11 protein-coding genes are annotated in these 12,350 nt (G+C 65.3%); 2 read left to right on the top strand and 9 right to left on the bottom strand.

Annotated features, from left to right (window positions below):
* Nucleotides 1-27: 27 nt before the first annotated feature.
* Nucleotides 28-1,068 carry a DUF4369 domain-containing protein gene (locus DBV10_RS18105; RefSeq protein ID WP_124514998.1) on the bottom strand — a complete coding sequence of 347 codons (1,041 nt, stop codon included), beginning with the start codon at nucleotides 1,066-1,068 and terminating at the stop codon, nucleotides 28-30.
* A 618-nt stretch (nucleotides 1,069-1,686) separates the two neighbouring features.
* On the opposite strand from DBV10_RS18105, the gene DBV10_RS18100 reads away from it, so the two are divergent.
* Nucleotides 1,687-2,877, top strand: coding sequence for a hypothetical protein (locus tag DBV10_RS18100; protein ID WP_124514997.1), 1,191 nt, complete (start codon nucleotides 1,687-1,689; stop codon nucleotides 2,875-2,877).
* Between the two features lie 3 nt (nucleotides 2,878-2,880).
* On the opposite strand, the gene DBV10_RS18095 is transcribed toward DBV10_RS18100, so the two are convergent.
* From DBV10_RS18095 to DBV10_RS18060, 8 genes are all read right to left on the bottom strand, one after another.
* A complete protein-coding gene (locus DBV10_RS18095) occupies nucleotides 2,881-4,011 on the bottom strand; it encodes an acyl-CoA dehydrogenase family protein (RefSeq protein ID WP_124514996.1) in 1,131 nt (376 codons plus the stop codon).
* 38 nt (nucleotides 4,012-4,049) lie between these two features.
* On the bottom strand, nucleotides 4,050-4,718 hold the full coding sequence (locus tag DBV10_RS18090) for an SDR family oxidoreductase (protein ID WP_124514995.1): 669 nt from the start codon (nucleotides 4,716-4,718) through the stop codon (nucleotides 4,050-4,052).
* 118 nt (nucleotides 4,719-4,836) lie between these two features.
* Nucleotides 4,837-6,030: an acetyl-CoA C-acyltransferase gene (locus DBV10_RS18085; RefSeq protein ID WP_124514994.1), complete on the bottom strand. Its 1,194-nt coding sequence runs from the start codon at nucleotides 6,028-6,030 to the stop codon at nucleotides 4,837-4,839.
* A 59-nt stretch (nucleotides 6,031-6,089) separates the two neighbouring features.
* The gene (gene aceK, locus DBV10_RS18080) at nucleotides 6,090-7,895 is read right to left on the bottom strand and encodes a bifunctional isocitrate dehydrogenase kinase/phosphatase (RefSeq protein WP_124514993.1); all 1,806 of its coding nucleotides are present in this window, start codon (nucleotides 7,893-7,895) and stop codon (nucleotides 6,090-6,092) included.
* Between the two features lie 165 nt (nucleotides 7,896-8,060).
* Entirely contained in the window at nucleotides 8,061-8,717 is a 657-nt protein-coding gene (gene can / locus DBV10_RS18075; protein WP_124514992.1) for a carbonate dehydratase, read from the bottom strand.
* A 53-nt stretch (nucleotides 8,718-8,770) separates the two neighbouring features.
* Complete coding sequence (locus tag DBV10_RS18070; RefSeq protein ID WP_124514991.1) at nucleotides 8,771-9,961, bottom strand: isovaleryl-CoA dehydrogenase; 1,191 nt, start codon at nucleotides 9,959-9,961, stop codon at nucleotides 8,771-8,773.
* Nucleotides 9,962-10,003: 42 nt separating this feature from the next.
* Nucleotides 10,004-10,465: a PaaI family thioesterase gene (locus tag DBV10_RS18065; protein WP_124514990.1), complete on the bottom strand. Its 462-nt coding sequence runs from the start codon at nucleotides 10,463-10,465 to the stop codon at nucleotides 10,004-10,006.
* Between the two features lie 42 nt (nucleotides 10,466-10,507).
* Nucleotides 10,508-10,903 (bottom strand): MerR family DNA-binding transcriptional regulator, encoded by a 396-nt coding sequence (locus DBV10_RS18060; protein WP_124514989.1) that lies wholly within the window; start codon nucleotides 10,901-10,903, stop codon nucleotides 10,508-10,510.
* Nucleotides 10,904-11,025: 122 nt separating this feature from the next.
* On the opposite strand from DBV10_RS18060, the gene DBV10_RS18055 reads away from it, so the two are divergent.
* Nucleotides 11,026-12,144 (top strand): MBL fold metallo-hydrolase, encoded by a 1,119-nt coding sequence (locus DBV10_RS18055; protein ID WP_124514988.1) that lies wholly within the window; start codon nucleotides 11,026-11,028, stop codon nucleotides 12,142-12,144.
* Nucleotides 12,145-12,350: the final 206 nt, after the last annotated feature.

Genomic DNA, 12,350 nt, shown 5'->3' with positions numbered 1-12,350 from the left:
GCCTACGCTCGCGCTGCGCCATCGCGCTCAACGCTGTCTCGCGCAGGCTTTGCCTGCTATGGCACCTGCCGTTCTTGCTTCGACTTCCGCCATGGTGCTGGGCCATTCGGGGTTGTCGCGCAGGAAGCACAGATAGGGCCCGACACGGGTCCAGATGGCCAAGTCGTAGTCGCCATTTCCTTGGGGCCATTTGCCCCAGAAAGCGGTCAAAGGACCGGAAGATGTGACTTTGGTAAACACGGCGTTGCCCATGTCCGAAGGCGTCCAGGTTCGGAAGGCGCCTGAGCAAGAGCCATTCTCATAGGCCACACCCATTTGTTTCACATGGACCTGCGACTCCCCCTGGCGCGCAATAGTCCACGCATGTCCCAGCGCCATGGGCAGACACAGGTCTGCCACCCAAAAGCCCTCCAGCGGAGCAATCAGCGCATCGCAACTTACCTGCACCGCCTGCACATTGGCGGTGGACACGGTGCCAGCACCGTTTTGTATGGTGCATGTCTGCCAGGAAGGCTGCGTCTTGACGGTGACTAAATAGCCAGCCCCCGCGACCATCGCTGTCGGGAATGTGAAGCCCCCGTTGCCGCCTACCGACACGTCTTCACCACCGTTGTTCTGCAGTACCACGCCACCGCCACTGGCCAGACCGACCACCGCCCCTCCCACCGTGTACATGGCAGCCGGCAGGGCCTCGCAACGCACCGACACGCTGCTGACATTGGCCGTAACCGCGCCCGCACCTTGAGACACAGCGCATCGCAGCCCATCGGGTTGCGTTTTGACGGTGACGGTATATGCCACGCCACTGTCCACCCGGGTCACAAACGAAAAACTGCCATTGGAACTCACGCCCAGATCATCCCCACCGCTGTTCTGCAGAACCAAAGTCTTACCCGCAGCTAGGCCACTCACCACACCTCCTACCGTGTATGCGCCTTCCGTCCTTGGTGGCGCCGCACCGTCACTACCGCCACCGCACCCGACAAGGAACACGATGACCGCCCCGAGAACAACCTCACGGGCAATCCACGGGAAACATTGGGTAATTTTTGAGCGATGACTTGTCATGAATAGGAATCTCTCTGCTATAGATGAAGGAACGGGGCCACACAGCCCTCCCGGCCCCTCAGATAGTCTACAAAGAGAGCTCCTATGCACTGCTAAACATAGTCCATATGCCTCGGCATGGGCCAGGGGCCGTGAACGAATCCCCAATGTCCGTTCTGTGTGTAACAGGTTTTGCCCGCAATGCCCAGGTCGCGGCATAGCCCTCCACGCTTGCGTCTGACGCCAGCAAGGCGTTCTCCCAGATAGATGCCGGGGTTGTGCCCGATGCCATGCTGTGCGATCAGCTCCTGCGCTCCAGCGAAAGCGGCTTCGACATCCTGCACGCCCTGCTGGCGCAGTGCCCCCAGGGCCCGGGGGCCATGGTGAGTGACGAGTTCGATGCCCCCGAATTGCGGGACGCCGAGGCAAAGGGCTACCGGGTGCTGAAGAAGCCTGTTGATGTAGGCGAACTGCGCACCGTGCTCACAACCTGGCTGACACCCCCCGACACCGCGCCAGACCTGCCGATGGTCCAGCACGGAAGCCCGGCCGTCCGGACGGAGGCCGGGCGTGGCCGCAAAACCCTGCATAGTGCGGCGCTGCCCAAACTGCCCGCCACCACCACCAGGGAGCCCCGCGTTGAACACAGCAGACCCACCCCGCCCTTCGCCAGGCGCCCATCCCCGCTGGCTGTACCAGGCCCAAGACCACCAGGGCCGCCCCACGGAAGGGTTTGTCCACGCCCGCACGGCCGAAGAGGCCCTGCAGGCCATTGCCGCCCTGCAGCCCCCGCTGAGCCAGGTGCGGCTGCACACCTCGGGGCTGCATGCCCGCGCGATGACCGAGATGGCGGACGAGGTGCTGGGGACGCTGGATGTCAAGGCCCTGCGCCAGCTGGCGCGGGACCAGATCGAGGCCATGGAGCACCCGGGCCTGTGGACCACGCTGCGCCAGCTGCTGCGCAAAAACCGGGGCTGGCTGCTGGGGTGCGCGGTGCTGATCGCGCTGGCCCTGTGGCGCCAGTGGAGCCCGTGGGTGCTGGGCGGGCTGGTTGCGGCCATGCTGGTGCCGTTTGCGGTGTTTGCCTACCTGCACCGGTTCCAGCGCATGTACCAGCAGGTGCTGCACGCACACGCCACGGGCGATCTGCCGCGCCTGAAGGTGCTGGCCCAGCGGCTGGCCGATGCGGCGGAACGCCATCGGTTTCTGCGCCAGCCCGCCTGGGACGCGGCCGTGCGCATGGCCTGGTTCGATGCACGCGCCGAGGGGGTGGAGGCCGCCATCCTGCGGCTGCGCATCCATCCAATGCGCCCCCCGGACGAAGGCGAATTCCTGGCGCGCATCTACACCCTGCCCCTGGCCACGGGCGACCACGCCGGCTTCACGGCCCGCCTGCGCGAGCTGATTGCGCTGCGCCCCACAGAACCCGTCCTGCAGCTGGACCTGGCCCTGGGCGAAGCACGGGCCGGCCACACCGATGAAGCACAGCGCCTGCTGGACGCCACCAGGACGGAGCTGCTGCCGCCCCATGGCCAGGCCTTCATCGATTGGGTGCGGGGCCTGATCGCACTGCGCGACCCGGCCCTGGCGAGCGAGGCCGCCCGCCACCTGGGCCAGGCCTGCGCGCAGTTCCTGGCGCTGGTGCCCAAGGCCCCGGGCGCCTGGCCGTCGCTGGCGGTGTGCACCTGCGACTACGCGCTGGCCCTGGCCTGGAGCGGCCGCCCCGAAGCCGCGCGCGAGGCGTTTGCGGGCGCCTACCCCGTATCCCGCCACCATGCCGAGCCCGAGCGGCTGGCCATGCTGGAGCGCGAACTGCGCATGAAGGGTTGAGGCTCACGCCAGCGCGCGCTGGATGATGATCTTCTGCACGTCGCTCGTGCCCTCGTAGATCTGGCACACGCGCACGTCGCGGTAGATGCGCTCCACGGGGAAGTCGTTCACCACGCCGTAGCCGCCCAGCGTCTGGATGGCGGCGCTGCACACGCGCTCGGCCATCTCGCTGGCAAACAGTTTGGCCATGGCGGCTTCCTTCAGGCAGGGCTTGCCGGCGTCGCGCAGCGCTGCGGCATGCCAGATGAGCTGGCGCGCGGCCTCGATCTGCGTAGCGCAGTCGGCCAGCCGGAAACCCACGGCCTGGTGGTTGAAGATGGCGGTGCCGAAGCTTTCGCGCTCTTTCGAATACGCCAACGCCGCGTCAAACGCGCTGCGCGCCATGCCCACGCTTTGCGCGGCGATGCCGATGCGGCCGCCTTCGAGCGCGCCCAGCGCGATCTTGTAGCCCTCGCCCTCGGCGCCGATCAGGTTCTCGGCCGGGATGCGGCAGTTGTCAAAGTTGATCTGCGCCGTGTCGCTGCTGTGCTGGCCGAGCTTGTCTTCGAGCCGCGCCACCACATAGCCGGGGTTGCTGGTGGGCACCAGGAAGGCGCTCATGCCCTTCTTGCCTGCGCCCTTGTCGGTGACGGCGATCACGATGGCCACATGGCCATTCTTGCCGCTGGTGATGAACTGCTTGACGCCGTTGATCACATATTCGTCGCCCTGCTTCACGGCTGTGGTGCGCAGGGCTGAGGCATCGGAGCCCACATGCGGCTCGGTCAGGCAGAACGCACCCAGCATTTCGCCGCGCGCCAGCGGCGTGAGCCAGTCGCGCTTTTGCTGGGCGTTGCCGTAGCGCATGAGGATGGCATTGACGGGGCAGTTGGTCACGCTGATGGCGGTGCTGGTGCCGCCGTCACCGGCTGCGATCTCTTCGAGCACCAGGGCCAGCGTGACGTAGTCGAGATGGGCACCGCCGAACTCTTCAGGCACGCAGATGCCATAAGCGCCCAGGGCGGCCAGGCCCTGGTGGGCGTCCTTGGGGAAGTGGTGTTCCTTGTCCCAGCGCGCGGCGTTCGGCCACAGCTCGGTCTGGGCGAAGTCGCGCACCGCGTCGCGGATCATTTCCTGGTCTTGGGTCAGCAGCATGGGGTGTCTCCGAAAGTCGTTGTTCGTTGAAAGATGAATTACCAGTGCGCGGCGCGGCGGCCGTCGTGGTGCAGCAGGCGGCCCTGGTCGGCGGGCGTGAGGCCCGCCACCGTGCTGCGCAGGCCGCGCACGCTGTCTTCCACCGTGAGCGGGGCGCCGTCGCCGCCCATGTCGGTCTGCACCCAGCCGGGGTCGATGGTGACCAGCGTGGCGCCGGGGTAGTCGTGCTGCGCGGCCGCCACAGCCATGTTGAGTGCGGCCTTGCTGGTGCGGTACAGCCAGGCGCTGCTGTTGGGCACGCTGCCGATCTGCGCCATGGAGGACGAGATAAACGCAAACACCCCGCCCGCATCCGCCACCAGCGGCGCCACCTGCGGGATGGCCTGCATCGCGCCCAGCACGTTGGTGTGCATGACGGCATCGAAGTCCTGTTGCGTGGGCGGCGTGAGGGCGTTCGGGCGGCGGATCACGCCGGCCACATACCAGGCGATGTCGATCTTCTCGCCATCGAGCTGCCAGGCCAGGCCGCTCACGCTGGCGGGGTGGGCCACGTCCACCGTCAGCGCCTCGGCGCCCAGGGCCTGCACGCGCTCGCGGCCCGCAGCGTCGCGCACGGTGGCGATCACGCGGCGACCCGCCTCGGTGTACTGGCGCACCAACTCCAGGCCAATGCCCCGCGAGGCTCCGATGACAAGTATGGAATTCATTGCCTTGAACAAATTAGGCCGCTACCGCCCGTCCATCGGGCGGTAGCAGCTATCAAAACAGAAGCAGGCTGAAAACCAGCCTGCCCCGGAAGCGCCCGGCGGCTCCCGGGCGCTGCGGTCACACCAGTTCCAGCGCCACGGCCGTGGCCTCGCCGCCGCCAATGCACAGCGTGGCCAGGCCCTTGGTGAGGCCGCGCGCCTTGAGCGCATGGATCAGCGTGACCATGATGCGCGCGCCGCTGGCGCCGATGGGGTGGCCCAGCGCGCAGGCGCCGCCGTTCACGTTGACCTTGTCGTGGGGCAAATCCAGCTCTTTCATCAGCGCCATGGGCACCACGGCGAAGGCCTCGTTGATCTCCCACAGCTGCACGTCGCCCACAGCCCAGCCGGCCTTGGCCAGCGCCTTTTGCGTGGCGCCCAGGGGGGCGGTGGCAAACCACTCGGGCTCTTGCGCGTGGGTGGCATGGCTCACGATGCGGGCGACGGGCTTGCAACCGAGCTTTTTGGCGGTGGATTCGCGCATCATCACCAGCGCGGCGGCGCCGTCGTTGATGCTGGAGCTGGACGCGGCGGTGATGGTGCCGTCCTTCTTGAACGCGGGCTTCAGGGTGGCGATCTTTTCGAGCTTGACCTTGCCCGGGCCTTCGTCCACCGACACCACGGTCTCGCCCGCACGGGTCTTGACGGTGACGGGCACGATCTCGGCCGCAAACGCGCCGGACTCGGTGGCGGCCTTGGCGCGCTGCACGCTGGCGGTGGCGAAGGCGTCCTGCTGTTCGCGCGTGAAGCTGTATTTGGCGGCGCAGTCTTCACCGAAGGTGCCCATGCTGCGGCCCGCTTCGTAGGCGTCTTCCAGGCCGTCGAGCATCATGTGGTCAAAGATGCGGTCATGGCCCAGGCGGTAACCGCCACGGCCCTTTTGCAGCAGGTAGGGGGCGTTGGTCATGCTCTCCATGCCGCCTGCCACCATCACGTCGTGCGAGCCGGCCAGCAGCATGTCGTGCGCCATCATGGCGGCCTTCATGCCCGAGCCGCACATCTTGCTGAGCGTGACCGCGCCAGCGCCCTTGGGCAGCCCGCCCTTGAACGCCGCCTGGCGCGCGGGTGCCTGGCCCTGCCCTGCCATCAGGCAGTTGCCAAACAGCACTTCGCCCACGGCGTCGGGCGACACACCGGCGCGCTCGATGGCGGCCTGGATGGCGGCGCCGCCCAGGTCGTGCGCAGCCAGGCTGGAAAAGTCGCCCTGCAGCGAGCCCATGGGGGTGCGTGCGGCGCCGACGATGACGATGGGGTCTTGGGGGGATGCGGACATGGTGAAGGTCTCCTGAGGATGATTCGGACAAGAAAATGGGGGGGGGGTGAAACCGGTGGTCAGCGGACCGCAGCGCCATGCGCAAAGCGCCGCTCCGTGTCGTAGGGGAACACGTCGAACATGTGGCCCGCCTGGATGCGCTCCTTGTGCGACTGCCAGAAGGCGGCATCGAGCAGGTCGGCGTGGTGCTGCATGAAAACCTCGCGCACGGCGTCGTTGCCCAGCAAGAAAGGGCCGAAGGTCTCAGGGAACACATCGCGCGGGCCCACGCTGTACCAGACCTCACCGCTCATCTCTTCTTCCTCGTTGCGCGGCGTGGGCACGCGGCGGAAGTTGCAGTCGGTGAGGTACTCGATCTCGTCGTAGTCGTAGAACACGACCTTGCCGTTGCGCGTGACGCCGAAGTTCTTCCAGAGCATGTCGCCGGGGAAGATGTTGGCGGCCACCAGGTCCTTGATGGCGTTGCCGTATTCGATGACGCTGTGCTCCATCTGCTGGCGCGCGCGCGGGTCGGCAAGGCCGGTGTCAAAGGCTTCCTGCAGGTAGATGTTGAGCGGAATCATGCGCCGCTCGATGTACAGGTGCTTGATGATGACCTCGGTCTGGCCGTCGCCATCGCGGTCGCTGATTTCGAGCTGGCTGGGGGCAAATTTCTCGATCTCGGCAATCAGCGCGTCGTCAAAACGGTCACGCGGGAAGGCCACCTCGCTGTATTCGAGCGTGTCGGCCATGCGGCCCACGCGGTCGTGCTGCTTGACCAGCAGGTACTTGGCCTTGATCTGCTCGCGCGTGGTTTCCTTCTGGTGCGGAAAGTAGTCCTTGATGAGCTTGAACACAAAGGGAAAGCTCGGCAGGTCGAACACCAGCATCACCATGCCCTTGATGCCGGGCGCGATGCGGAACTGGTCGCTGGAGTGCTTGAGGTGGTACAGGAAGTCGCGGTAGAACAGCGTCTTGCCCTGCTTGGCCAGGCCCAGGGCGTTGTAGATCTCGGCGCGCGGCTTGCGCGGCATGAGGCTGCGCAGGAACTGCACGTAGGCGCTGGGCACCTCCATGTCCACCATGAAGTAGGCACGCGCAAAGCTGAACAGCATCTGCATGTCGTCTTCGCCGAACAGCGCGGCGTCGATGAACAAGCGGCCGGCATCGTCGTGCAGGATGGGCAGCGCAAACGGCACCTCGTTGAAGCCGTTGATGATCTTGCCCACCACATAGGCGCCCTTGTTGCGAAAAAACAGGCTGGTGAGCACCTGCACCTGGAAGTTGGTGCGCAGCTTGACCTTGTCCAGGCGACTGCGCATGGCGGCCACCACGCAGGCAGTGTCGCGCGGCAGGTCGGCAAACTCGCGCTGGAGCTGGAAGTTCTCGACGATGCGCTGCACCGTCTCGGGCAGGGTGTCGCGCGTGGGGTAGTAGGCGCGGTAGGTGGGGCGCGCGGCGGGTTCGTCGTTCTCGATGTATTCGGTGCTGACGGCGGGCCGCACAAAGATGAAGTCGTTGTGAAAATGCGTGCGGTGCAGGATCTTGGTGGTGACCGAGTTGAAGAAGGTCTCGGCCAACTCGGGCTGGTGGTGGTTGACCAAGAGGCCGATGTAGTGCAGCTTGACCTGGTGCCACACGTCCATGGGCTGCGCGCCCGCCTCGAACTCTTTCTCCAGCCGGCGCACACACTCCTTCACGCGCAGGTCGTAGAACTCGATGCGCTCGCGCTGCGCCCGCTGCTGGCCGTGCCAGTCGCTGGTTTCAAAGCGGTGCTTGGCCCGCGCGGACTCGGTGCGGAACAGCCGGTAATGGCGGTTGAAGCCGTCCATCATGGCCTTGGCAATGCCATAGGCCTGGGGGGCATCGAGGCGTTGCGGGAACATTTCAACGGCCCGTGGCGCCAAGTACGACCGGCAGCCCTTGACACTGGCACGGCCCAGGCGAGGTGGCCGCGGAACTGGCTTTGCCAGGCCGCTGGCTGCGTCCCCCTCCCGTAGCGCGCAGCGCGTAGAGAGAGGGGGAAGGCGCGAAGCGACTCAGGGGGTGCATCATCTCTTCACGGCAGCCACGCCGGCAATCGCCGCCTTGTAGAGCGACTCCAGGCCTTCGGTGCTGTCCACGGTCATGTGCAGGTTGTTGATGAGCCCGTCTTTCAGGCCGTAGCACCAGCCATGCAGCGTGACCTTCTGGCCCCGGCCCCAGGCGTCGAGCATCACGGTGCTCTGGGCGACGTTGACCACTTGCTCGATGGCGTTCAGCTCGCACAGCACGTCGTGGCGCCATTGGGGTGCAATGGAGGCGATCAGGTCGCGGTGGCGGTCACGCACGTCCGACACATGGCGGATCCAGTTGTCGGCCAGGCCCACGCGCGTGCCCTCCAGCGCCGCCAGCACACCGCCGCAGCCGTAGTGGCCCACCACCATCAGGTGCTCAACCCGCAACTGGTCCACCGCGTACTGGATGGTGGACAGGCAGTTGAGGTCGGTGGGCACCACCACGTTGGCCACGTTGCGGTGCACGAACACTTCGCCCGGCTCCAGCCCGGTGATCTGGTTGGCCGGCACGCGGCTGTCGGAGCAGCCGATCCACATGTACTTGGGCTTTTGCTGTGCCAGCAGCCCCGTGAAAAAGCCAGGGCGCTCGCGTTCCATCTGGGCCGCCCAGGCGCGGTTGTGGGCAAACAGGTCTTCGATGGATGCGGGCATGGTTTTTCTGGCTCTTTCAAAAGGTGGATCGGCCTGCGGCGAGGGGCGGCAGGTCAGCAGGTTTCAGCAAACAGCTCGCGGCCAATCAGCATGCGACGGATCTCGCTCGTTCCGGCACCGATCTCGTACAGCTTGGCATCGCGCCACAGGCGGCCCAGCGGGTACTCGTTGATGTAGCCGTTGCCGCCGAAGATCTGCACGCCCTCGCCCGCCATCCAGGTGGCCTTCTCGGCACACCACAGAATGACGCTGGCGCAGTCCTTGCGGACCTGGCGCACATGGTCGGTGCCCAGCATGTCCAGGTTCTTGGCCACGGTGTAGGCAAACGAGCGCCCCGCCTGGAGCACGGTGTACATGTCGGCCACCTTGCCCTGGATGAGCTGGAATTCGCCAATGCTCTGGCCGAACTGCTTGCGGTCGTGAATGTAAGGGATGACGTTGTCCATCACCGACTGCATGATCCCCAGAGGGCCGCCGGTCAAGACTGCGCGCTCGTAGTCCAGGCCGCTCATGAGCACCTTGGCGCCCTGGTTCAGGCCGCCCAGCACGTTCTCGGCGGGCACCTCGACATCCTGGAACACCAGTTCACCGGTGTGGCTGCCGCGCATGCCCAGCTTGTCGAGCTTTTGCGCAATCGAAAAGCCCTTCATGCCCTTCTCGATCAGAAAGGCCGTGACGCCGCGCGCGCCCAGCTCGGGCTCGGTCTTGGCATAGACCACCAGGGTGTCGGCGTCGGGGCCGTTGGTGATCCACATCTTGTTGCCGTTGAGCAGGTAGTAGCCACCCTTGTCCTCGGCCTTGAGCTTCATGCTGATCACGTCGGAGCCCGCGCCGGGCTCGCTCATGGCCAGGGCGCCCACATGCTCGCCGCTGATCAGCTTGGGCAGGTACTTGGCCTTCTGCGCCTCGTTGCCGTTGCGGTTGATCTGGTTCACGCACAGGTTGCTGTGCGCCCCGTAGGACAGGCCCACGGAGGCGCTGGCGCGCGAGATTTCTTCCATCGCCACCATGTGGGCCAGGTAGCCCATGGCCGCGCCGCCGTATTGCTCAGGCACGGTGATGCCCAGCACGCCCAGGTCGCCCATCTTGCGCCACAGGTCCATGGGGAACTGGTCGCTGTGGTCGATCTCGGCCGCACGCGGGGCGATCTCGGCCTGGGCGAAGTCGCGCACGGCGTCGCGCAGCGCGTCGATGTCTTCGCCCAGCTGGAAGTTCAGGCCAGGCAGGTTGGCGGGAATGCTCATGGGGGTGTCTCCTCAGAATAGATAAGGGAAAGGATGGTGGGCTCAGCCCTGGATGGCGTCGCGCCCAGTGACGGCCATGAGGGTGCAACCCATGGTGGCCACCAGTTTTTCCTGGCTGCCGTCGATGGCGAAGGCCCGGCCTTCGCACACGGTGATGGTGCGGCCGGGCTTGATGACCCGGCCTTCCATGCGAAACCGCTCGCCCTTCGCCGGGGCCAGCAGGTTGATCTTGAACTCGATCGTGAGGACGGCCGCATCCGCCCCCATCAGGGTGAATCCCGCGTAGCCACAGGCCGAATCCAGCGCCGTGGCGACCATGCCCGCGTGCAGGAAACCGTGTTGCTGGGTCAGCCCCAGGGCCCAGGACAGCTCGATGTCCACCGCCCCGGGCGCCAGCAGGCCCAGGCGGGCCCCCAGGGTCTGCATCGCCCCCTGGCGCGCAAAACTGGCGCGCACGCGGTCGGCATAGTCGGCGCAGCGGGGTTCGAAAGGGGTCGTGGTCACGACGGTCTCCTGATTTACGTTTACGTAAACGTCAATTATGAATCATTTTTGCTTTTCTACCTTGAGCAACAACGTCCGGGCCTCTTCCTCGTGCTCCTGGACTTCTTCGAGGTTGGCCCGCAAGTCGGCCATCTGCTCTTCCAGCTGCTTGCGGTGCAGCACCAGCACATCGAGGAATTTGCGCAGTTGCACGCCGGTGTCGCGGGGGCTGTCATAGAGATCAATGATCTCCTTGGCCTCGGTCAGGGACAGGCCCAGGCGCTTGGCACGCAAGGTCAAGCGCAGGCGGGTGCGGTCCCGCGCGCTGTAGACGCGGTTGCGGCCCGCAGCCCCGGTGCGCTCGGGCTGCAGCAAGCCCATGTCTTCGTAGAAGCGGATGGCCCGGGTGGTGAGGTCAAACTCTTTGGCGAGGTCGCTGATGGTGTAGGTGGTGGCCATGTGTGCTGCGTGCGTCCGGTGCGGTTTCGCGCAGGAGACAGCCCGTGGGCTATCGGTCCCTACAATGCATCGGATGCATGACGTTTACGTTAACGTCAATGCTAACGCATACGACCATGGCCATGAATCCACTTGAACACCAGATCCACTATCCATTGGGCGATGCCCTGCCTTGCGAAGGGGTGGCCATGGAGGTCACTCCCGGCGTCCAATGGGTGCGCATGGGCCTCCCGTTTGCGCTTGACCATATCAACCTGTGGCTGCTGCGGGACCGGCAGCCCGATGTGCACGGCGCCCTGGTGGATGGCTGGACCGTAGTGGACTGCTGCATCGACAGCGCGACCACCCGGGCCCAGTGGGAACAAGTGTTTGCCAACAGCCTGGAAGGACTGCCCATTTTGCGGGTCATCGTCACCCACATGCACCCAGACCACATCGGCTTGGCACATTGGCTGTGCGAACGCTGGAATGTGCGCCTGTGGATCAGCGCCACCGACTACCATGTGGCCAGAACCGCTGTGTACGACCGCAACGGTTTTGGCGGCGAGGCCGGCGCCGATTTTTACACCCTACATGGCATGCAGGATGAGGAATTTCTCCAGCATGTGCGAGGGCGGGCGTCGTACTTTCCAACCCTTGTTCCCGCGCTGCCATCCCGCTTCCGCCGACTCATGGACGGGGATGGCATCGAGATCGGAGGACGCACCTGGCAATGCATCAGCGGCTACGGGCATGCGCCCGAGCACATTGCGCTGTACTGCGCGGAGCTGTCAGCCCTCATCAGCGGCGACATGGTCTTGCCGCGCATCTCCACCAATGTCAGCGTTCACGCCGCAGAGCCGGAGTCGAATCCGCTGCGGCTTTTTCTGACATCCCTGCTGCGCTACCTGGATTTGCCAGCGGAAACACTGGTGCTCCCCTCCCACGGCAAACCCTTCCAAGGCCTGCACGAGCGCATCCACCAGTTGCAAAGCCACCATCGGGATCGGCTCGATGAAATCCTTGCCGCGGCCCGGCAAGGCCCACTGTCTGCATTCGACGTGCTGCCGATCATGTTCAAGCGCCAACTCGACGCCCACCAGATGACCTTCGCCATGGGGGAGGCCTTGGCCCATTTGCACTGCCTATGGCTGGACGGGGAACTGCAACGCGTTCTGGACTCCGGCGGGGTTCACCGGTTTCAACTCGCACGCGGCCTGGTGGAGGACGCCGGGGATTGCGCTGTACACATCGCGCGATAGCCCGTCAGCACCGGCGCCTGGATCGAGATTTGTGCAGGAGATGATGAGCTGATCACCCACAAAGCCCAAGCATCAAGCGCCATGCTTCAAATAAACAGCCGCTCCGCTGTTCATTGTTTGGAGATTTCGATTATCCCGGTGCCCAAAAGCAAAACGCCCTTCTACTCGGAAGAGCAGAAGGGCGATTTGGGCTGTAAGAGCCTGAC

The organism is Acidovorax sp. FJL06 (genome assembly GCF_003852545.1).
Taxonomy (GTDB): domain Bacteria; phylum Pseudomonadota; class Gammaproteobacteria; order Burkholderiales; family Burkholderiaceae_C; genus Acidovorax.
Note: the sequence above shows the minus strand (reverse complement) of the source record. Positions and strands in the feature narration are given on the sequence as shown.